At 60.2% G+C, this 21,740-nt stretch carries 20 protein-coding genes; 7 read left to right on the top strand and 13 right to left on the bottom strand.

Annotation, left to right across the window (positions count from 1 at the left end):
• Positions 1-15: 15 nt before the first annotated feature.
• Together ACA072_RS15710 and ACA072_RS15705 are read right to left on the bottom strand one after the other, a co-directional pair.
• Positions 16-849 (bottom strand): AraC family ligand binding domain-containing protein, encoded by an 834-nt coding sequence (locus ACA072_RS15710; protein ID WP_497618807.1) that lies wholly within the window; start codon positions 847-849, stop codon positions 16-18.
• Between the two features lie 35 nt (positions 850-884).
• On the bottom strand, positions 885-1,382 hold the full coding sequence (locus ACA072_RS15705; protein ID WP_497618806.1) for a VOC family protein: 498 nt from the start codon (positions 1,380-1,382) through the stop codon (positions 885-887).
• Between the two features lie 264 nt (positions 1,383-1,646).
• On the opposite strand from ACA072_RS15705, the gene ACA072_RS15700 reads away from it, so the two are divergent.
• Positions 1,647-1,895: a transmembrane sensor/regulator PpyR gene (locus ACA072_RS15700; RefSeq protein ID WP_497618805.1), complete on the top strand. Its 249-nt coding sequence runs from the start codon at positions 1,647-1,649 to the stop codon at positions 1,893-1,895.
• Between the two features lie 10 nt (positions 1,896-1,905).
• Here the strand turns inward: ACA072_RS15700 and ACA072_RS15695 are convergent, their stop codons facing one another.
• Complete coding sequence (locus ACA072_RS15695) at positions 1,906-2,823, bottom strand: LysR family transcriptional regulator (protein WP_497618804.1); 918 nt, start codon at positions 2,821-2,823, stop codon at positions 1,906-1,908.
• A 112-nt stretch (positions 2,824-2,935) separates the two neighbouring features.
• On the opposite strand from ACA072_RS15695, the gene ACA072_RS15690 reads away from it, so the two are divergent.
• The 5 genes from ACA072_RS15690 to ACA072_RS15670 all read left to right on the top strand — a co-directional run bounded on the left by ACA072_RS15690 (position 2,936) and on the right by ACA072_RS15670 (position 7,999).
• Positions 2,936-3,781 (top strand): oxidoreductase, encoded by an 846-nt coding sequence (locus ACA072_RS15690; protein WP_497618803.1) that lies wholly within the window; start codon positions 2,936-2,938, stop codon positions 3,779-3,781.
• 320 nt (positions 3,782-4,101) lie between these two features.
• Positions 4,102-4,557: a (2Fe-2S)-binding protein gene (locus ACA072_RS15685; protein ID WP_010459764.1), complete on the top strand. Its 456-nt coding sequence runs from the start codon at positions 4,102-4,104 to the stop codon at positions 4,555-4,557.
• Between the two features lie 25 nt (positions 4,558-4,582).
• Positions 4,583-6,751, top strand: coding sequence for a xanthine dehydrogenase family protein molybdopterin-binding subunit (locus ACA072_RS15680; protein ID WP_497618802.1), 2,169 nt, complete (start codon positions 4,583-4,585; stop codon positions 6,749-6,751).
• A 1-nt stretch (position 6,752) separates the two neighbouring features.
• Positions 6,753-7,331 (top strand): hypothetical protein, encoded by a 579-nt coding sequence (locus ACA072_RS15675; RefSeq protein ID WP_497618800.1) that lies wholly within the window; start codon positions 6,753-6,755, stop codon positions 7,329-7,331.
• 74 nt (positions 7,332-7,405) lie between these two features.
• Complete coding sequence (locus ACA072_RS15670) at positions 7,406-7,999, top strand: GGDEF domain-containing protein (RefSeq protein WP_497618799.1); 594 nt, start codon at positions 7,406-7,408, stop codon at positions 7,997-7,999.
• Here ACA072_RS15670 and ACA072_RS15665 read toward each other — a convergent pair.
• Both ACA072_RS15665 and ACA072_RS15660 read right to left on the bottom strand, forming a co-directional pair.
• A complete protein-coding gene (locus ACA072_RS15665) occupies positions 7,990-9,267 on the bottom strand; it encodes an amidase (protein WP_497618797.1) in 1,278 nt (425 codons plus the stop codon). The two genes, ACA072_RS15670 and ACA072_RS15665, sit on opposite strands and share 10 nt — an antisense overlap.
• Positions 9,264-9,689: a VOC family protein gene (locus tag ACA072_RS15660; RefSeq protein WP_497618795.1), complete on the bottom strand. Its 426-nt coding sequence runs from the start codon at positions 9,687-9,689 to the stop codon at positions 9,264-9,266. Before ACA072_RS15660 ends, ACA072_RS15665 begins: the two co-directional genes overlap by 4 nt.
• 114 nt (positions 9,690-9,803) lie before the next feature.
• Between ACA072_RS15660 and ACA072_RS15655 the strand changes: the two genes are divergently transcribed.
• Positions 9,804-10,670, top strand: coding sequence for a LysR family transcriptional regulator (locus ACA072_RS15655; RefSeq protein ID WP_497618793.1), 867 nt, complete (start codon positions 9,804-9,806; stop codon positions 10,668-10,670).
• A gap of 182 nt (positions 10,671-10,852) precedes the next feature.
• Here ACA072_RS15655 and fabI read toward each other — a convergent pair whose 3' ends face one another.
• The 8 genes from fabI to gloB all read right to left on the bottom strand — a co-directional run bounded on the left by fabI (position 10,853) and on the right by gloB (position 21,685).
• The gene (fabI, locus tag ACA072_RS15650; RefSeq protein ID WP_008152082.1) at positions 10,853-11,647 is read right to left on the bottom strand and encodes an enoyl-ACP reductase FabI; all 795 of its coding nucleotides are present in this window, start codon (positions 11,645-11,647) and stop codon (positions 10,853-10,855) included.
• Positions 11,648-11,668: 21 nt separating this feature from the next.
• The gene (locus ACA072_RS15645; protein ID WP_497618791.1) at positions 11,669-13,279 is read right to left on the bottom strand and encodes an ABC transporter ATP-binding protein; all 1,611 of its coding nucleotides are present in this window, start codon (positions 13,277-13,279) and stop codon (positions 11,669-11,671) included.
• 1 nt (position 13,280) lies between these two features.
• The gene (locus ACA072_RS15640; protein ID WP_010459784.1) at positions 13,281-14,300 is read right to left on the bottom strand and encodes an ABC transporter permease; all 1,020 of its coding nucleotides are present in this window, start codon (positions 14,298-14,300) and stop codon (positions 13,281-13,283) included.
• A gap of 1 nt (position 14,301) precedes the next feature.
• The gene (locus ACA072_RS15635; RefSeq protein ID WP_010459785.1) at positions 14,302-15,375 is read right to left on the bottom strand and encodes a microcin C ABC transporter permease YejB; all 1,074 of its coding nucleotides are present in this window, start codon (positions 15,373-15,375) and stop codon (positions 14,302-14,304) included.
• Between the two features lie 4 nt (positions 15,376-15,379).
• The gene (locus ACA072_RS15630) at positions 15,380-17,221 is read right to left on the bottom strand and encodes an extracellular solute-binding protein (RefSeq protein ID WP_497618788.1); all 1,842 of its coding nucleotides are present in this window, start codon (positions 17,219-17,221) and stop codon (positions 15,380-15,382) included.
• Positions 17,218-18,990: an extracellular solute-binding protein gene (locus ACA072_RS15625; protein WP_497624995.1), complete on the bottom strand. Its 1,773-nt coding sequence runs from the start codon at positions 18,988-18,990 to the stop codon at positions 17,218-17,220. Before ACA072_RS15625 ends, ACA072_RS15630 begins: the two co-directional genes overlap by 4 nt.
• 358 nt (positions 18,991-19,348) lie before the next feature.
• Complete coding sequence (locus ACA072_RS15620; RefSeq protein WP_497618786.1) at positions 19,349-20,818, bottom strand: transglycosylase SLT domain-containing protein; 1,470 nt, start codon at positions 20,816-20,818, stop codon at positions 19,349-19,351.
• 99 nt (positions 20,819-20,917) lie between these two features.
• Positions 20,918-21,685 (bottom strand): hydroxyacylglutathione hydrolase, encoded by a 768-nt coding sequence (gloB, locus tag ACA072_RS15615; protein WP_497618784.1) that lies wholly within the window; start codon positions 21,683-21,685, stop codon positions 20,918-20,920.
• Between the last annotated feature and the right edge of the window lie 55 nt (positions 21,686-21,740).

Raw genomic sequence — 21,740 nt, 5'->3', positions numbered from 1 at the left:
ATTCGAAACATTAAGTTAACCGCGATACTGCCCCGGTGTCGCAGCCAAGTGTTGCTTGAATACTCGCTGAAAGTGCGCCTGATCAGCAAATCCCGCTTCCAGCGCCACATCAGCAATCAACTTGCCGTTGCGCAATTGATCACGGGCGAACTGGATACGCCGGTTGACCAGAAATGCGTGGGGTGTCATGCCGTAATGCTGCTTGAAGGCACGAATCAGATAGGACGGTGACAGTTGAGCCGCTTCGCAAATGTCCTCCAGTTTGAGCGGGTGAGTGCAGTGGTCGCGAATGTAATCGGCGGCCCGTTCCAGCTTGAAATTAGGTTCTCGTAGCGGTTGATCGATCGGATTGAGGCGCTGTTGCACATCGGTAAAAAACTCCACCGCCGCACTGTGTTTGCACAACACGTCCTGCAAGGGATCAATCAGTATTTCGTACAGACCGTTGAGGCCGGCGAACAGATTGCCATCGCGGGTGTGGGTGATAGAAAACCGTCGAAACGCCGAGTCCTGGCTGAAGCCGAGCTGATGTTGCAAACCGGTCAGCCAAGGAGTCTCGACATACAGCATCAGGTACGACCAAGGCTGATCGTCGATCGGATTACAGGCATGCACATCATCGGGGTTCATCAACACCACGGTGCCGGCGCTGACCTCGAACTGCGCGTGCTCGTGAAGGTAGGTACTGCGCCCGGCAGTGATCGCTCCGATGGAAAAGTGCTCGTGAGAATGCCGGGTGTAACAGACCTCACGGCCGTCGGCGATGGATCGGGCTTCGATGAAGGGCAGGGCGTCGTCGCGCCAGAAGTGGGGGGCTTTGTCAGCGTGTTTGGCAACGGTGTGCTTCATCGTCAGGGTCCCAGGCAGGCCAGCAACCGAGTGTATTAGCTCTCGCCGTCAAAGGCTCGCTGCAAGGCGGCGATGTCGAGTTTTTTCATCTGCATCATGGCGTGCATGGCGCGTTGGGATTTCTTCGTGTCCGGGTCTTTCAACATGTCCATCATGGCGACCGGCACGATCTGCCAGGACAGGCCGAATTTGTCCTTGACCCACCCGCATTGCTCGTTTTCCGGGTGGGCGGAAAGTGAGCCCCAGAAGTAGTCGACTTCTTCCTGGGTCTGGCAGTTGACCTGGAATGAAATCGCCTCGCTTAACTTGAACACAGGCCGGCCGTTGAGACCTGTCATCGGCTGTCCGTCTAGTTCGAAACTGACCGTCAGCACCGAGCCTTCAGGCATGCCATGCACCTCTTGGCCGGCCTTGCCATAGCGAGTGATGGCAGTGATTTTCGAATGATCGAAGATCGAACAGTAAAACTTCGCCGCCTCTTCGGCCTGAGTGTCGAACCAGAGGCAGGGAGTCAGTTTTTGCACGCGTTGCATGGTGGCGCTCCTCTACGGGTGACTCATGCTGGATTATCAGCGTAGCCAGCCCGTAGTCGATTGGCTGGACCGTAGATCGACATTTGTCCGTCGGTAGATGAACGCATGAGTCAAAATGACAATCATTTGAGTCATACAGACTATCTGTGAGGCTGGTCGATATGACTCCATTGGCTTCAGGCTGCTGATTTATATGGGTTAAAAAACTGGCACGGGACTTGATATGTAAAACGTACAACTGAACTGCTTCAGGAGTACCGAAAAATGTTCGATTTCTTCAGCAATCCTCAGAACGTTCTGCACCTGTCGAGCCGCGTACTGGGCGCAGGCCTGGCGCTGCTCTTGGTCGGCATCTACGGCGCCTATCTCTATGACGGTCATTTGCCGATTGTCGCCCTGGTGACGATGCATGCCATGACCATTATCGGGCCGACCTTGCTCAAAATTGGCTACGTCATGCGCCTGCTGGCCCAGCACCGCTTGGGTAAAGGCCTGGTCACGGCGGTGGCCTGATGCGCAGTCGCTAACGCCCCAAGCCACCGCGATCAGCAATCCACTGCGTGGCCATATCAATAAAGGCGCGCAGTTTCGGTTGTGTCTGGGTGCGGCTGGGGAAGTACAGATACAACGCCGAACTCAGCGGCACAAACGGCTGCAGCACTGTCTCCAGCTGACCGTTCGCCAGCTCGTCGATGATCTCCAGGTTGCAGGCGTAAGCCAGTCCGAGTCCGTTTCGGGCCGCTGAGACCAGTAGCTTGCGATCATTGACAATCACGCCACTCTCGACGCCCACCGTGAAGTCTCGCCCGGCGCGGCGAAACTCCCAGCGATGCGCGTTGCCGGAGTTGGCGAAGCGAAAGCCGATGCACTCATGCCGGGTCAGGTCTTCCGGGCTGAGCGGTCTGCCAGCCTTGGCGAAGTACGCCGGCGAACCCACCACCGACCATTGCAGGTCCGGTGTCAGGCGCACGGCGATCATGTCTTTCTCGATGGACTCTCCCAGCCGGATCCCGGCATCGAAACCGCTTTCCATCAGGTCGACCGTGGCGTCGTCCAGGGAAATGTCGAGGCTGACCTGCGGATAAGCCTGACGAAACAGCGGCATCAGCGGCTCGATCAACAAGGCGCCGGACAGGCGCGGCGCGGTGATGCGCAGCGTGCCCATCGGTTGGTCGCGATAACCGCTGAGCACGGCCAGGGCTTCATCGATCTCACTGGCCGCCGGGCGCAGACGGGCGAACAGGCTGGCACCGGCCTCAGTCAACGCCACCCGGCGCGTGGTGCGCTGGAACAGCAACACGCCGGTGCGCCGCTCCAGCAGTTTGATCGCGTGGCTGACCGCCGTGGGCGTCACCGCCAACCGGGTGGCGGCGAGGGTGAAGCTTTTGTGCTCGGCCACCGCCAGAAACTCGGTCAAGCCGTCGAAGGGGTCGTGGTTCATGTCGGCGCCATTATGAAAGACAGTTTCATAGTGCTTGTAACACGAGGGCATTTTTCCGACCAATCTTCCTGCGTACCTTGTGCTCACCCCAACCCAAACAAGGAACTCGATCATGACCACTTCCCACACCTTCAAACGTGTCTGGCTCATCACTGGCGCTTCTCGCGGCATCGGCGCCAAGATCGCGGCCGCCGCGCTGGCCAATGGCGACGCGGTGGTGGCCACCGCCCGTGATGCCAGCAGCGTCACTCAACGTTTTGGCACTCAACCCGCGTTACTCGCCGTGTCCCTGGATGTCACCAACGAAGCCCAAGGCGTTGCGGTCGCCAAGGCGGCCATCGACTACTTCGGGCGCATCGACGTGCTGGTCAATAACGCGGGCTTCGGTTTGCTGGGCGCGGTGGAAGAAGCCAGCGCCGATGAAGTGCGGCGTGTGTACGAAACCAACGTATTCGGCTTGCTGAACATCACTCGCGCCGTCTTGCCATACATGCGTGCCGCTCGCAGTGGGCATGTGATCAACCTGTCGTCGGTGGGTGGTTACGCGTCGGGGCCGGGCTTTGGCGTCTATTGCTCGACCAAATTTGCCGTCGAAGGCCTGAGCGAGGCACTGCACGCCGAGTTGGCGCCGGTGGGCGTTAAAGTCACCGTGGTCGAGCCTGGTTACTTCCGAACCGAATTCCTCGAAGGCAATTCCCTGGTCGAATCCCCGTCGACGATTGCCGACTACGACAGCACGGCCGGTGAAGTGCGCAAGATTGCCAAGGCCGTGACCCTGAATCAGCCGGGCGATCCGGACAAACTCGCGCAGACCATGATTACCCTGGTGGAAGCGAAAAAAGCGCCGCTGCGCTTGCCATTGGGCAGTGACTGCGTCGCAGCAATTGAAGCCAAGAACGCGTTTGTTGCCGATGAGTTGCAGACATGGCGTGAAGTGTCGGTCTCCACCGACTTCTAAGCCCCATCACGGTCCGTAGCAGCTGCCGAGCCTGCGAGGCTGCGTTCGGCGACGAAGTCGTCGTGAAATCAGACCCCGCGGTGCATCAGGAAAACCGCATTCGCAGGGTTTACGACGACTTCGTCGCCGGACGCAGCCTCGCAGGCTCGACAGCTGCTACAGAGCGCGCCATTTCAGTCTTTTTCATGTGACCGGTGGTCGATGAGCCAGTCTCCCCCGGCATTTTGCGCTTAGCTGTAGGGATAACCCGAGGCGTGCGTGGGCATTTTGTTGTCACAGCGACGCCCCTTCAGAACACCGTGAGTCTGAGGAAATTCGCAATGCTGACCCTGAACATCAATGGCAAGGATCAGGAGCTGGATGTCCCCGCGGACATGCCGCTGCTCTGGGTCCTGCGCGATGTCGCGCACCTGACCGGCACCAAATTCGGTTGCGGCATGGCCCAGTGCGGGGCCTGCACCGTGCACGTCGACGGCGCGCCGCTGCGTTCCTGTATCACGCCCGCCACCGCGGTGGCCCACGGGCAAAAAATCCTCACTATCGAAGGCCTTTCAACCGACGGCTCGCACCCGGTGCAGCAAGCCTGGGCCGAACTCGACGTGGTGCAGTGCGGTTACTGCCAGTCCGGGCAGATCATGTCCGCCGCCGCGTTGCTGGCGAAGATCCCCAAGCCTACCGACAGCGACATCGATCAGGCGCTCTCCGGCAATATCTGCCGCTGCGGCACCTACCCAAGGATCCGCGCCGCGGTCAAACGCGCCGCCGAGATCGGTTGATGCCACGTTGAGGGGAGTCTGAACCATGAACAGCATCAACCCGGTATCACGTCGCGGTTTTCTCAAGGGCAGCGCACTGTTGGGCGGTGGTCTGGTGGTGGCGTTCGTCATTCCCGGCGCGCATCGCTTTGCCGTGGGGGCGGAGAATGAAGGAAACGTTTTTGCGCCGAACGCATTTTTACGGATCGGCAACGACAACGTCGTCACTGTACTGCTCGGCCATTCGGAAATGGGCCAGGGCATCTGGACCGGCCTGACCATGTTGATCGCCGAAGAGCTGGACGCCGACTGGTCGAAAATCCGCGTCGAGCATTCGCCCGCGTCGGCGGCGGATTACGGCATGGCGGGGTTCGGCGGCATGCAGATCACCGGCGGTTCGACCTCGACCTGGATGGAGTTCGATCGTTACCGCCAGGCCGGCGCTGCAGCGCGCTTGATGCTGATCGAGGCCGCGGCCAAGCGCTTCAACGTCGCGCCCTCGGCGATTCGCACCGAATCAGGCGTGGTCATTGCCGGCGACAAACGCGCGACCTACGGCGAACTGGCGGACGACGCCGGCAAGCTGCCGGTGCCGGATCCGGCCTCGATCAAGTTCAAGGAGGCCAAGGACTGGAAGCTCATCGGCAAACCTACCAAGCGCCTGGACACCCCGGAGAAAATCACCGGCCGGGCCAAGTTCGGCATGGACGTGCAATTCGAGGGCTTGATGACCGCCATGGTTGCCCGTTCGCCAGTGTTTGGCGGCAGCGTCAAATCCTTTGAAGGCGCCGAGGCGCTGGCGGTGCCGGGGGTGCATAAAGTGGTGCAGGTGCCCACGGGCGTGGCGGTGATTGCCGACCATTACTGGGCGGCGAAGCTCGGACGCGATGCGCTGAAGGTCGAGTGGGACCTGGGGCCGAACGCCGGCCTCGACAGTCAGAAACTGCTGGAAAGTTTCCGCAAACTCGCAGCCACCCCTGGCACCTCGGCCAGCAAGGCCGGCGATACAACCGCTGCACTGGGCAAAGCGGCCAAGACCGTCGACGTCGAATACAGCGTGCCGTACCTGGCCCACGCGCCGATGGAGCCGCTCAATTGCACGGTGAAAATCAGTAAGGACAAATGCGAGATCTGGACCGGCACGCAGTTCCAGACCCTGGATCAAATGATCGCGGGCAAGATCACCGGGCTCAAGCCCGAACAGGTCGAGATCCACACTGAGTTTCTCGGGGGCGGCTTCGGTCGGCGGGCCAACCCGACCTCGGATTTTGTCGCTGAAGCCGTGCAGGTCGCCAAGGCGGCAGGCGGGCCGGTGAAAACTGTCTGGTCCCGGGAGGACGACGTGCGCGGCGGTTACTACCGCTCGGCGTTCCTGCATCAGGCTCGCATCGGCCTGGACGCTGGCGGCATGCCGATCGCCTGGAAGCATGTGATGGTCGGTCAGTCGATCATGGCCGGCACCATGCTCGAGGCGACCATGGTCAAGGACGGGGTCGACAAGACGTCGGTCGAAGGCGTCGCCGACAGCCCCTACCTCGTCGGCTTGCCCAATCACCAGGTGGAGCTGCATTCGCCAACAACCGGCATCAGTGTGTTGTGGCTGCGTTCGGTGGGGCACAGCCACACGGCGTTTGTCATGGAATCGTTGATCGATGAACTGGCGGAGGCGGCCGGCAAGGACCCGGTGGAATACCGACGAACCTTGCTCAAGGCGCATCCGCGGCATTTGGCCGTGCTGAACCTCGCCGTCGAGAAAGCCAACTGGAAAGCGCCATTACCGGACGGCCACGCGCTGGGTGTGGCAGTGCATGAGTCCTTCGGCAGCTACGTAGCCCAGGTCGCTGAAGTGTCCCAGGACAACCTGAAAATTCGCGTGCACCGGGTGGTGTGCGCGGTGGACTGCGGGATTGCGGTCAACCCGATGAGCATCGCGGCGCAAATGGAGTCCTGCATCACCTTCGGCCTCGGCTTTACCTTGCACAGCAAACTGACGTTCAAGGACGGCCAGGTGGTGCAATCCAATTACCACGACTATCAAGTGCTGCGGCTCAACGAAATGCCGGTGGTCGAAGTGCATATCGTGCCGAGCACCGAACGGTCCGGCGGTATCGGCGAAGCCGGTGTCCCACCCACGGCGCCGGCAGTGGCCAACGCGGTGTTCGCCCTGACCGGGCAGCGCTTGCGGGAACTGCCGTTGCAACTGTCGGGGGTGTGAGATGAGACGACATTTGATTCTGGGCGCCGTGGTGTTGGTTGGTCTGGTCGGCTACGCCGAGGACCTGTTTGCCGATGATAAGGAAGCCATCAAGGCGTTTGATACGGTGCAGAAGGTCTTCCAGAGCCCGCGCTGCCAGAACTGTCACATTCCAGGCGATTCGCCGTTGCAGTTCGACGCTGGAGTTCCCCATGCGATGAATGTCGTGCGCGGCATGGATGGCAAAGGCGCGGCCGGTTTGCCCTGCGCAACGTGTCACGCCGAGGCTAATCCGCCCGCCAGTTACGGACCGCATACGCCGCCGGGGGCGCCGCACTGGAGCTTGCCGCCTGCGGCGCACAAGATGGCCTGGATCGGCCTGCCCTCCGACAAGTTATGCGCAATGATCAAGGATCGTTCCAGTAATGGTGACCGTGATTTCGCGGCACTGATCAAGCACGTCAGCGAAGACAAACTGGTGCTCTGGGGCTGGAATCCGGGTGAGGGAAGGGCGCCGGTGCCGGTGCCGCACGACATTTTCGTCACTCAATTCAAGCTGTGGGCGGAGGCTGGAGGGCCGTGTCCGGTGCAGGGTAGTTGACCGGCGGTCCGTTAACAGGGAGTCAAACCGGGTATGCACGACTCTAAAGTGCATATCCGCCAATGGAGTGAGTAATGCTGATCCCAGGCAAACCGGTCAAGCGCGGTGCTTGCACAGACCCGTTACGTTCGCCACTGCAGGAGCGTGAGCTGCTGCGTGACCTGGCCCGCAAGGCCGAGCAAGAACTGATGGGCGTGCAGATGGCGAGCATGGACGAGTTGACGCTGCTGCCCAATCGTCACGGTTTTACTGCGCTGGCCCAACACGGGCTGGACGCTTGCCAGCAGTTGGGTCTGCCGGCGACGCTGCTGTACTTTGATCTCGATAATTTCAAGCGAATCAACTATCTGTACGGTCGGGCCGAGGGCGACAACGCCTTGAAAACCTTTGCTGACGTGCTGCGCATTGCCTTTCGCGAAAGCGATGTGATTGGCCGCCTGGGCAACGATGAGTTTGTTGCCTTGTTGACGGGCTCAAACGTTGTCGAACTGTCCGCGATCATGGAACGGCTCGAAGAAATACTCGCCGAGCGCAATGCCACGGCAAATCGCAGTTTTGCCATTCACTTCAGCATTGGCCAGGTCGAGTGCGATACTCGGCTAAATCCGACAGCAGAAGACCTGTTGGCCCTGGCCGATAAGGCGATACACGCCACTCGTCATTCTTGAGTGGCGCGGTGCAAAACCGCTGTAACCTGCGCGGCGGTTCGCAACAATCGGCCGTCATCCCTGAACTTGCCAATCATCTGCAATCCGATCGGTAGACTGCCTTCCGCGCGCTTGAGCGGGATATTGACCTGCGGCCAGCCAAACGCCCCCCAGAACTTGATGAAATCCGACGGTCCGGTGCTTTCCAGGCCCATCGGCGCGACCATCCCGCAAGAGGCTCCGAGCATGGCGTCGAAGGGCTGGCAAAGCTCATTCAGCTGTGGTGCCAGTCTGGCCAGGCGCGCCTTGGCAGCGGATTCCTGCTCCCAGGTGGTCGCCGCCGCTCGCTCGAACATGTCCAGTGTCGAAGGGCTCAGTTGAGCTCGGTGGCGGTGAAACTCCTTGGCCAGCGAGCGGGCACCTTCGCAATCGTTGATCAACTGATGGTCGTCGAACACGCCGGCAAACTCATCGGGCAACTCCAGCTCGCTCACGTGATGACCGACGCTGCGCAACTGATCCGCTGCCTGCTCCAGAGCGTGGGCCACCTCAGGGTCCACCTGATCCCAACGCGACGTGCGGCAGAAACCCAGCCGCAGTGGACGCCGCTCGACGTCCGGCACTATAAAACCGGGAATTAATACCCGCGCCACAAGGTGCAGATCACGCACCGATCGTCCAAACCAACCGACGGTGTCGAAGCTCGGTGCCAATGGCTTTACACCTTCCAGCGACACCAGTCCCAGGGACGGTTTGTAGGCGAAGAGACCGCAGTAGGACGCCGGCTTGAGCAACGAGCCAGCGGTCTGGGTGCCCAGTGCCAAGGCAAAGAATCCCGCCGCCATCCCGGCCGCCGAACCCGCGCTGGAGCTGCCCGGCGTGCGAGCGAGGTCGTGGGGGTTGCGGGTCGGACCGGTATGCATGTAGGCAAATTCGGTGGTGTGGGTTTTGCCCATGATCAGTGCACCAGCCTGCCGCAGCAGGGTCACTACGTGAGCGTCCCGGGAAGGTTGATGGTCGGTGTAGATGGGCGAAAAATATTGCGTGGGGTAGGCCGCGGTGTCGAAGTTGTCCTTGATGCCTACGGGGACGCCGGCCAGCAGGCCACGGCCGTTGTTCTGCGCAGCCTCGGCGCGAACCTGTTGTGCGTCGAACCAGACAAAAGCCTGGATATCCGGCTCCCGCGCCTGAATGCACTGAAGAAAGGATTCGGCGATGGCGGCTGCGGTCGTATCGCCATTGACCACCGCTTCACTGAGGGTGGTGGCGTCGAGGGCCGGGCGGCTCATTTGGCGAACAACTGGTTGATGTCTTTGAACGCCTTGAACTCCAAAGCGTTGCCGCACGGGTCGAAGAGAAACATCGTGGCCTGCTCGCCCACCAATCCCTGAAAACGGATGCCTGGCTCGATCACGAAGCGTGTTCCAAGGCCTTTCAATCGCTCGGCCAGCGCCTCCCATTCCGCCATCCCCAATACCACACCGAAATGCGGCACCGGCACGTCATGACCGTCCACGGCATTGGTGTGCGCGGCTTCCTGGGAAGCGTTCTTCGGTGCCAGGTGAATGACCAGTTGATGACCGAAAAAGTTGAAGTCGACCCAATGGTCGCTGGAGCGGCCTTCTTCAAGTCCAAAGATGTCGCCATAAAAACGCCGGGCAGCGGCCAGATCGTAAACCGGTACGGCCAAGTGAAAAGGGGAGAGTTGCATCGGGTTCGCCTCGGATTGTCAGGAGATGAGGCTGAGTTTAACGCTATGATTTTTGATTGAAAGACGATAGTTTTTGCATCGAGCTCAAATTTTTTCGATCAGTCGAGAACGCCTATGTTGCGTGAATTGAAAACCTTCATCGCGGTGACGCGCTACGGCACGTTCGCGGCTGCCGGGATGCACATCGGCTTGACCCAGTCGGCAGTCAGCGCGCAAATACGCAATCTGGAACAGGCGCTGGGCATCCGCTTGTTCGACCGCACCGGGCGTCAGGCGATTCTCAATGCCGCAGGGCAACGGGCATTGCCGATGGCGCAGGAGATCCTCACGACGTTCAACCGAATGGCTGTCAGCGATGACGTCAGCGAGTACCGTGGCGAGTTGAAAATTGGCGCGGTGGCCACGGTCCAGACCGGGTTGTTGCCCCAGGCATTTTTGCGGTTGAAGGAGCAGGCACCGCTACTGGAGCCGAAACTGGTGCCGGGCGTGTCGATGAGTTTGCTGAGTCAGGTCGATAGCGGTGAGGTGGACCTGGCGATTCTGATCAAGCCGCCGTTCGAACTGCCAAAGGAGCTGTCGGCGCAGGTGATTCGCCGGGAGCCGTTCGTGTTGATCGTGCCGATGGACCTTGAGGGCGATGATCCGTTGGAGATCCTCGCGAGCCACCCGCACGTGCGTTACGACAGCAATTCATTCGGAGGACGGTTGATCACGCGATTCTTGCGTGAACAACAGATTGATGTGCACGTGGCAATGGAACTGGATGAGCTGGAAGCCATTGTGAAGATGGTTGAATGCGGGTTCGGCGTTTCACTGCTGCCCGAGGCCGGGTTATGGCTTGAGCATGGGGCGAAGGTCAGGATCATCCCGCTGGGCGAGTTGACGTTCTATCGGGAGATTGTGCTGTTGCAGCGCTACAGCCAGCGTACGCAGCCGATCCAGCAGCTGTTTGCGAGGTGCCTCACCGAATTCGAAAACTAACCACCATCCCCCCTGTGGGAGCGGGCTTGCTCGCGAAGGCGGAGTGTCAGGCGACATCAATGTTGAATGATCAACCGCTTTCGTGAGCAAACCCGCTCCCACAGGTGATTTGCGTCAGGCTTGAAATTTCGGGCACAAAAAACCCGCCTGAGGAGGCGGGTTTTTTAGTGGCTAGCGAAAGATCACTCTTCCAGGCTACCCATCGCAGTGGTGTTGAAGCCACCGTCTACATACATGATTTCGCCGCTGATGCCGGACGCCAGGTCCGAGCACAGGAAGGCGCCGGCGTTGCCGACTTCGTCGATGGTGACGTTGCGACGCAGCGGGGTTTGCGCTTCGTTGGCGGCCAGCATCTTGCGGAAGTTCTTGATACCCGAAGCAGCCAGAGTACGAATCGGGCCGGCCGATACGCAGTTGACGCGGGTGCCGTCCGGGCCCAGAGAGCCGGCCAGGTAACGTACGCCAGCTTCCAGCGAAGCCTTGGCCATGCCCATCACGTTGTAGTTCGGCATGGTGCGCTCGGCGCCCAGGTACGACAGGGTCAGCAGGCTGCCGTTGCGGCCTTTCATCATTTCGCGACCGGCCTTGGCCAGGGCCACGAAGCTGTAGGCGCTGATGTCGTGAGCGATGCGGAAACCTTCACGGGTGGTGGCTTCGGTGAAGTCGCCGTCCAGTTGGTCGCCCGGGGCGAAGCCGACGGAGTGCACGATGCAATCCAGGCCATCCCACTTCTTGCCCAGCTCGACGAAGACCTTGGCGATTTCTTCATCGCTGGCCACGTCGCACGGGAAGCACAGGTCAGGGTTGGAACCCCAGCTTTGTGCGAACTCTTCGACACGACCCTTGAGTTTGTCGTTCTGATAAGTGAAGGCAAGCTCAGCGCCCTCGCGATGCATGGCGGCAGCGATGCCGGATGCGATGGACAGCTTGCTGGCGACACCGACGATCAGTACGCGCTTACCGGCGAGAAAACCCATGTGTTGCTCCTCTCTTTCAGGTTATTGCGCAGTGGCCGGAGCCAGGAAAGCGGCTTCCAGCAACTGCTGTGTATACGGATGTTGGGGGGCGGCAAAAATACTTTGCGCGTCTCCCTGTTCGACCACTTGGCCTTGCTTGACCACCATCAGCTGGTGGCTCAGCGCCTTGACGACAGCCAGGTCATGGCTGATAAACAGATACGTCAGGTTGTACTTGGTTTGCAGTGAACGCAAAAGCTCCACCACCTGGCGTTGCACAGTGCGGTCGAGGGCCGAGGTCGGCTCGTCCAGCAAAATCAACGCCGGTTTTAGCACTAACGCCCGGGCAATGGCGATTCTCTGCCGCTGCCCACCGGAAAATTCGTGGGGGTAGCGGTTCCGGGTTTCCGGGTCCAGGCCTACCTCCTTCAATGCCGCAATAATCGCTTGTTCCTGTTCCGCCTCGGTGCCCATCTTGTGGATCCGCAGGCCTTCGCCGACGATCTGGCTCACGCACATCCGCGGGCTCAGGCTGCCGAACGGGTCCTGAAACACCACCTGCATCTCCCGGCGCAACGGTCGAACCTCGGCCTGCGTCAGGCAGTCTAGCTGCTTGCCTTCAAAACGGATGGCGCCTTTGCTGCCGATCAGCCGCAAAATCGCCAGACCGAGCGTCGACTTGCCCGAACCGCTTTCTCCCACAATCCCCAAGGTCTGGCCTTGAGGCAGGCTGAAATTGATCCCGTCCACCGCTTTGATGTGGTCGACAGTCTTTTTCAGAAAGCCTTTCTTGATCGGGAACCAGACTTTCAGGTCCTCGACCTGCAGCAGCGGCGGGCCAATCACGTTGGTTGCCGGCTTGCCGCTGGGCTCCGCTGCCAGCAGTTCCCGAGTGTACGGATGCTGCGGCGCGCGGAACAACTCTTCGCACGATGCCTGTTCGACGATGCAACCGCGCTGCATGACACATACGCGATGCGCAATTCTTCGCACAAGGTTCAAATCGTGACTGATCAGTAGCAATGCCATGCCCAGGCGGGCCTGCAATTCCTTGAGCAATTCGAGGATTTTCAGCTGGACGGTCACGTCCAGCGCGGTGGTCGGCTCGTCGGCGATCAGCAGTTCCGGCTCGTTGGCCAGGGCCATGGCGATCATCACCCGCTGACGCTGGCCGCCGGACAATTCGTGGGGCAGGGCCTTGAGACGTTTCTCCGGCTCTGGAATGCCTACCATCTCCAGCAACTCCAGCGTGCGCTTGGTCGCGACTTTGCCGATCAAACCTTTGTGAATGCCCAGCACTTCGTTGATCTGTTTCTCGATCGAGTGCAGCGGATTGAGCGAGGTCATCGGCTCCTGGAAGATCATCGCGATCCGGTTGCCGCGGATGTGGCGGATGGTTTTCTCTTTCAGACTCAGCAGGTTTTGCCCGGAATACTCGATGGTCCCCGACGGATGCCGGGCGAGCGGGTAGGGCAGCAGTCGCAGGATCGAGTGCGCGGTCACCGACTTACCGGAGCCGCTTTCGCCCACCAGCGCCAGGGTTTCGCCGCGTTTGATGTCGAAGCTGACGCCTTCCACCACCCGCTGACAGTGGTCGCCGACGACGAATTCGACGGCCAGGTCGCGCACTTCGATCAGATTGTCCTGATTCATTTCACTTCCTCGGGTCGAAGGCATCGCGAGCGGACTCGCCGATGAACACCAGCAAACTCAACATCAATGCCAGCACGGCAAACGCGCTCATGCCGAGCCACGGCGCTTGCAGGTTGGATTTGCCCTGGGCCACCAGTTCACCCAGGGAAGGCGCGCCCGGCGGCAAACCGAAGCCCAGGAAGTCGAGGGCGGTCAGTGTGCCGATGGCGCCGGTCAAAATGAACGGCATGAAGGTCATGGTCGAGACCATGGCGTTGGGCAAAATGTGACGGAACATGATCGCGCCATTCTGCATCCCCAGCGCCCGGGCCGCGCGCACGTATTCCAGATTACGCCCGCGCAGGAACTCGGCGCGTACCACGTCCACCAGGCTCATCCACGAGAACAGCAGCATGATCCCCAGCAGCCACCAGAAGTTCGGCTGCACGAAACTGGCGAGGATGATCAGCAGATACAGCACCGGCAGCCCGGACCAGATCTCCAGGAAACGCTGCCCGGCCAGGTCGACCCAGCCGCCATAGAACCCCTGCAAGGCCCCGGCAATCACGCCAATGATTGAGCTGAGAATGGTCAGGGTCAGGGCAAACAACACCGAAATCCGGAAGCCGTAAATCACCCGGGCCAACACATCGCGGCCCTGATCGTCGGTGCCGAGCAGGTTGTCGGCTGAAGGCGGGGCGGGCGCCGGGACTTTCAGGTCGTAGTTGATGCTCTGGTAGCTGTAGGGAATCGGCGCCCACAAGACCCAGGCATCCTTGGCCTTGAGCAATTCGCGGATATACGGGCTCTTGTAGTTGGCTTCCAGCGGGAATTCGCCACCGAACGCGGTTTCCGGGTAGCGCTTGAGCGCCGGGAAGTACCAGCCGTTGTCGTAATGCACCACCAGCGGTTTGTCGTTGGCAATCAGCTCGGCGCCGAGGCTCAGGCCGAACAGCACCAGAAACAGCCACAGCGACCACCAGCCACGCTTGTTGGCCTTGAACAGTTCGAAACGCCGGCGATTGAGCGGGGACAGATTCATCTCAATGCTCCCGGCTTTCGAAGTCGATGCGCGGATCGACAAAGGTGTAGGTGAGGTCACCGATCAGTTTCACCACCAGACCGAGCAAGGTGAAGATAAACAGCGTGCCGAACACCACCGGGTAATCGCGGTTGATCGCCGCTTCGAAGCTCATCAATCCGAGGCCATCCAGAGAGAAAATCACTTCCACCAGCAGCGAGCCGGTGAAGAAGATCCCGATAAACGCCGACGGGAAGCCGGCGATCACCAGCAGCATCGCATTGCGGAACACATGACCGTAAAGCACGCGGTGATTGGTCAGGCCTTTGGCCTTGGCGGTGACTACGTACTGTTTGTTGATTTCGTCGAGGAAGCTGTTCTTGGTCAGCAGGGTCATGGTCGCGAAGTTGCCGATCACCAGCGCGGTCACCGGCAATGCCAGGTGCCAGAAGTAATCGAGGATCTTGCCGCCCGTGCTCAGTTCATCGAAGTTGTTCGAAGTCAGCCCCCTGAGCGGGAACCAGTCCAGGTAGCTGCCGCCGGCGAACACCACGATCAGCAGGATCGCGAACAGGAACGCCGGGATCGCATAGCCGACGATGATCAATGAGCTGGTCCAGACGTCGAAGTGGCTGCCGTGTCGCGTTGCCTTGGCGATCCCCAGCGGGATCGACACCAGGTACATGATCAGCGTGCTCCACAGCCCGAGCGAGATCGACACCGGCATCTTTTCCTTGATCAGGTCGATGACCTTGGCGTCGCGGAAGAAGCTGTCGCCGAAATCCAGGGTGGCGTAGTTCTTGATCATGATCCACAAGCGTTCCGGCGCCGATTTGTCGAAGCCGTACATGTGCTCGATTTCCTTGACCAGCATCGGGTCCAGGCCTTGGGCGCCGCGATAGGCGGAGCCTGCGACCGAGACTTCGGCACCGCCGCCGGCAATGCGGCTGGTGGCGCCTTCGAAGCCTTCGAGCTTGGCGATCATCTGCTCCACCGGCCCGCCGGGGGCGGCCTGGATGATCACGAAGTTGATCAGCAAAATGCCGAGCAGGGTCGGGATGATCAGCAGCAGTCGCCGAAAAATATACGCCAGCATCTGATTACTCCGTGCCTGCAGGGTCGGCTTGCAGTTTGGTTTCGACTTCTATCGCCGGTGTCGCATCGGGCTTGACCCACCAGGTGTTCGTGCCGATGTCGTACTTGGGAGAGACTTTCGGGTGACCGATGTGGTTCCAGTACGCCACGCGCCAAGTCTTGATGTGCCAGTTGGGGATCACGTAATAACCCCATTGCAGCACGCGGTCCAGTGCCCGGGCGTGGGCGACCAGGCTTTTGCGCGAATCGGCGTTGATCAACTGCTCGACCAGTTGATCGACCACCGGATCCTTGAGGCCCATGGAGTTGCGACTGCCGGGTTTGTCGGCCGCGGCGGACATCCAGAATTCGCGCTGTTCATTGCCCGGCGAGTTGGACTGCGGGAAGCTGCCGACGATCATGTCGAAGTCCCGTGAACGCACGCGGTTGATGTATTGCGAGACATCGACCCGGCGGATCACCAGGTCAATGCCCAGGTCGCTGAGGTTGCGCTTGAACGGCAGCAGCACCCTTTCGAATTCGGTCTGGGCCAGCAGGAATTCGATATTCACCGGTTTGCCGGTGGCGTCGACCATCTTGTCGTCGACGATCCGCCAGCCGGCTTCCTGCAACAGCTGATAAGCCTTGCGCTGCTGCGTGCGGATCATGCCGCTGGCGTCGGTCACCGGGTTCTGGAACGCTTCGCTGAACACCTGCTCGGGGATCTTGCCGCGGAACGGGTCGAGGATCGCTAGTTGATCGGCGTCGGGCAGACCGGTCGCGGCCATTTCCGAGTTTTCGAAGAAGCTGCGGGTGCGCACATAGGCACCGTTGAACAGCTGCTTGTTGGTCCACTCGAAGTCCAGCAACAACGTGAACGCCTGGCGCACGCGCACGTCCTGAAACACCGGGCGGCGCAGGTTGAACACAAAGCCCTGCATGCCGGTCGGGTTGCCGTTGGGGATTTGTTCCTTGTTCAATCGGCCTTCGGTGACCGCCGGGATGTTGTAGGCGTTAGCCCAGTTCTTCGCGCTCATCTCCAGCCAGAAATCGAACTGACCGGCCTTTAGGGCTTCCAGCGCTACCGTGTTGTCACGGTAGTAGTCGGTGGTCATCACGTCGAAATTGTAGAAGCCACGGTTGGCCGGCAGGTCCTTGCCCCAGTAATCCTTGACCCGCTCATAGCGAATCGAGCGCCCGGCCTTCACTTCGGTGACCTTGTAGGGGCCGCTGCCCAAGGGGATTTCAAGGTTGCCCTTATTGAAGTCGCGGTTCGCCCACCAGTGCTTCGGCAACACCGGCAACTGGCCGAGGATCAGCGGCAGTTCGCGGTTGTTGCTGTGCTTGAACTTGAACAGCACGGTGAGCGGGTCTTCGGCGACCGCTTCCTCGACATCGCTGTAGTAACCGCGATAGAGCGGGGCGCCGTCCTTGGTCAGCATCTGGAAGCTGAACACCACGTCTTCGGCGCGGATCGGATGACCGTCGTGGAAGCGACCTTCAGGACGCAGGTAGAAACGCACCCAACTGTTGTCCGGGGCTTTCTCGATCTTGCCGGCGACCAGCCCGTATTCGGTGAAGGGCTCGTCCAGACCCTGTTTGGCCAGGGTGTCGTAGATCATGCCGATGTCGTCTGCCGGCACGCCTTTGCTGATGAACGGATTGAGGCTGTCGAAGCCGCCGAACCCGGCCTGGCGAAAGATCCCGCCCTTGGGCGCGTCAGGGTTCACGTAGTCGAAATGCTTGAAGTCGGCCGGGTATTTCGGCGGCTCGTTGTAGAGGGTCACGGCATGTTGCGGGGCGGCGCAGGCCAGCCCGGCGAACAGCAGACCGCTGGCCTGCAAGAGCAGGGCGCGTACGGGTTTCATCGATCTTTCTCCGAAGATTTCAGCCACCACGCGGAGAGGCCCAGGGTGTAGGGCGGCGTGGCGACAAAGGCGAACCGGTTGCGGTAGGCCAGGCGGTGATAATTGATATACCAGTTGGGAATGATGTAGTGCTGCCACAGCAAGACCCGATCGAGGGCTCTACCGGCGGCCACTTGTTCGTCGCGGGTTTGCGCGGAAAGCAATTGTTCGAGCAGGTGATCGACCACCGGGTTGGCGATGCCGGCGTAGTTTTTACTGCCCTTGACCCCGACCTGGCTGGAATGGAAATACTGCCATTGCTCCAGGCCCGGGCTGAGGGTCTGGTTTTGAGTCATCAGGATCATGTCGAAATCGAACTGATCCAGGCGTTGTTTGTACTGGGCGCGATCGACCGTGCGCAGCCGCGCGTCGATGCCAATGCTGGCGAGGTTCTCGACGTAAGGCTGAAGGATGCGTTCCAGGTTCGGGTTGACCAGCAGGATCTCAAGCTTGAGCGGCTGGCCTTTGGCGTTCTCTATCCGTTGCCCGTTGAGCTTCCAGCCGGCTTCGGCGAGGAGCGCCAGGGCCTTGCGCATGGTTTCCCGGGGAATGCCGCGTCCATCGGTCTTGGGCAGGCTGAACGGCTCGGTGAAGAGCTTGGCGGGCAACTGCTCGCGATACGGCTTAAGTATCAGCCATTCGTGCCCGACCGGCAGGCCTGTCGCGGAGAATTCGCTATTGGGGTAGTAACTCATGGCGCGTTTGTACGCGCCGCTGAACAGGGTGCGGTTGGTCCACTCGAAGTCGAACATCAGCCCCAGCGCTTCACGGACGTTGGTTTCTGAAAAGGCCGGGCGCCGGCTGTTCATGAACAGCCCCTGGGTCTGGGTCGGGATCTGGTGCGGGATCTGCGCCTTGATCACGTCGCCGCGGCGTACGGCCGGGAAGTTGTAACCGTTGTCCCAGTTCTTCGCCTGGTGCTCGATGTAGATGTCGAATTCGCCGGCCTTGAAGGCTTCGAAGGCCACATCGCTGTCGCGGTAGAACTCGACTTCCATGCGATCGACGTTGTATTTGCCGCGATTGACCGGCAAGTCCTTGCCCCAGTAATCCTTGACCCGCTCGAAAATGATCTGCCGCCCGGGGGTTACCGACGTGATGCGATACGGCCCGCTGCCCAATGGCGGTTCGAAGGTGGTGGCCTTGAAATCACGACCTTTCCAGTAATGCTGCGGCAGCACTGGTAATTCGCCCAGGCGCAGGATCTGTAACGGATTGCCGGCGCGCTTGAAGACGAATCGGATGCGCTGCGGGTTGAGGATGTCGACCCGCAACACTTCCTGAAGGCTGGTGCGGTACTGCGGATGGCCTTCCTTGAGCAGCAAACGGTAGGAGAATGCAACGTCGTAGGCGGTAATCGGCGTGCCGTCGTGGAACCGCGCTTCGGGGCGCAGGTTGAAAACGACCCAGCTGCGGTCTTCGCTGTATTCCACTGATTGGGCGATCAACCCGTAACTGGAGGTCGGCTCATCACCGGACGGTGCGTACTGGCCGGTGCCGACCATCAGCGGTTCGTTGAGCTCGTTGATCCCGTATTGCAGGAAATTGGGGGTGGAAACCGGGCTTGAGCCCTTGAACGTGTAGGGATTGAGCGTATCGAAGGTGCCAAACGCCATCACCCGCAAGGTACCGCCCTTGGGCGCTTGCGGGTTGACCCAGTCGAAGTGGGTAAATCTGGCCGGGTACTTGAGCGTGCCGAACTGCGCATAACCATGGCTTTCGCTGATCATCGCGCTTGCGGGGGAGCTCAAGACCAGGCTGATCAGGAAGAGGAGGAGGGGACGCTTCAAGTCAGAGATCCGATCCAGGCGGCTTGGGCTTTGTGGGCCGTACAGTAACAGCTTGTATCGACAGGAAAAAGACACTGGCTTAATGCGTTGTTAATTACACATGCGGCCCCTGTAGCAGCTGGCGAAGCCTGCGTTCGGCTGCGCAGCAGTCGTGAATTCAGACGGCGCGGTGTTTCAGTAAAACTGCATTCTCAGGTTTTACGACTGCTGCGCAGCCGAACGCAGGCTTCGCCGGCTGCTACAGGGATTTGAGCAAAACTTTGGGGGCAAAAAAAGCCCCTGAAATCAGGGGCTCGTTTTAGCGTGGCGAAGAAACCGTCAACATCTGTCCAGGCTTGAGCGCCTGACCGACACGCGGGTTCCAGCGCTTGAGATGCTGCATCTCGACATTGAAGCGCTTGGCGACCATGTACAACGAGTCGCCTTGCTTGACCTTGTATTGGGTCTGCGGCTTTTCCTTGGCGGCTTTGCTGTTGGTCTTGCTGTTCGCCGCCACGACGGTGTTGACGCGACCGCTGCTGCTGCTGCTGCTGCTGCGCTTGTTGGTGTCCTGCATCACCAGGGTCTGGCCGACCTTGAGGTTCTTGCCGGTCATCTTGTTCCAGCGCTGCAGGTCCTTGACGTCAACCTTGTTGGCCTTGGCGATGGCGGCCAGGTTGTCGCCGCGTTTTACGCGGTAGGCACGTTTGAGGCTGGCAACTTCGGACTCATCAGCACCTTCGAAGACCGGCTTGAGCGACTTCTTGCTGATCAACTCTTCAGGACGCATGGTCGACAGGCTGGCGGTCAGCAGTTGCGCCTTGGACGTTGGCACCAGCAAATGCTGGGGGCCGTCGATGGTGGTGCGCTGTTTGAAGGCCGGGTTGAGCTGGAACAACTCGTCTTCGTCGATGTTGGCCACCGCGGCAACTTTGGACAGGTCCATGCGCTGGTTGATTTCGACGACCTGGAAGTACGGCTCGTTGGCGATCGGGTTGAGGTTCACGCCGTAGGCTTCGGGGGCCAGTACGACCTGGGACAAGGCCAGCAGCTTCGGCACATAAGCCTGGGTTTCCGCTGGCAACGGCAGGTTCCAGTAATCGGTCGGCAGGCCAAGTTTTTCGTTGCGCTCGATGGCGCGGCTGACCGTGCCTTCGCCCGCGTTGTAGGCCGCCAGGGCCAGCAACCAGTCACCGTTGAACATGTCGTGCAGGCGGGTCAGGTAATCCATGGCCGCGGTGGTCGAGGCGGTGATGTCGCGACGGCCATCATAAAAACGGGTCTGACGCAGGTTGAAGTAACGGCCGGTGGAAGGAATGAATTGCCAAAGGCCCACCGCGTTGGCCCGGGAATAGGCCATCGGGTTGTAGGCGCTTTCAATCACTGGCAGCAGCGCCAGTTCCAGCGGCATGTTGCGTTCTTCAAGGCGTTCGACGATGTAGTGAATGTAGAGGCTGCCGCGTTCGCCGGCGTTTTCAAGAAAGGACGGGTTGCTGGCGAACCACAGGCGCTGTTGCTCGATGCGCGGGTTGACGCCCAGGTTGTCCTGCAACTGGAAGCCTTGGCGCATGCGCTCCCAGACGTCTTGCGGTATTTGCGGTGTGGGTTTCTCGCTGAGCCAGATGGGTTTCTGCTTGGCTCGCGCGGCAATATTCGGAACGTGCGTCGCTTCGGTCTGCGGCACATGGCTGGAACAGCCCGCCAGAGTGGCGGACACAGCCACCGCTATGGCTTGAGCCAGGCGGGTCAATGCGTCTGAATTGATGGCTTTGCGAATAGGTGACGACATTGGCTGGAAGTAAGTTCCGGGCAAAAATGTCGGGCGATTCTAGAAAGCGTACCCCCAGCGGTCAACCATTCAGAATTTTTGTACCAGCGGGCCGGCTACTTAGAACTTATCTTTCCAAGCCCGAAGTGCAGCAAAGACCGCACTCGGAGCCCGGTTTTGGGTTCCATTCCGTTCGTCCACTTTTTCTTTAACGGATGTTTCGTCGACACGTAAAAAGGGGTTGGTCTGCTTTTCAAGCGCCAGAGTAGAGGGCAGCGTCATGATTCCGGCTGCACGTTGCGCGCTGACTTTTTCCAGACGTGCGGCGGTGTCCGGATTGCCCGGTTCGACCGCTGCGGCGAATTTCAGGTTGCTCAGGGTGTATTCGTGGGTGCAGTAGACCAGCGTGTCGTCGGGAAGCGCGGCGAGGCGGCTCAGCGAGGCGTGCATTTGCTCCGGTGTGCCTTCGAACAAGCGTCCGCAACCGGCGGCAAAAAGGGTGTCGCCGCAGAACAGCAGGCCGTGATGGTAATAGGCAATATGTCCCAGGGTGTGTCCGGGAACGGCAAAGACGTCGAACTCCCAGCCCAGCACGCTGACGCGGTCATTATCCTTGAGCGCCACGTCCCGCGCCGGGATGGTTTCACTGGCCGGGCCGTAGACTGTCGCGTCTGTCGCTTTTTTCAGCTGCTCGACGCCGCCCACATGATCATGATGGTGGTGAGTGATCAGGATATCGCTCAGTACCCAACCCGTATGCGCCGCCAGCCAGGCTTGTACGGGCGCGGCATCACCCGGATCGACCACGGCGCAGCGCTGGGTGCTGTGGTCTTGTAACAACCAGATGTAGTTGTCGGTGAAGGCGGGCAGGGCACTGATCTGTATCATCGTCGGATTCGCCAAGCGGAAAACAATGGCGCATCTTAGAACTTCCTGGCGCGTT

The sequence above is a fragment of the Pseudomonas sp. LBUM1656 genome, from assembly GCF_059716065.1.
The sequence above is the reverse complement of the archived record's forward strand: the minus strand, read 5'-3'. Positions and strand labels throughout refer to the sequence as shown.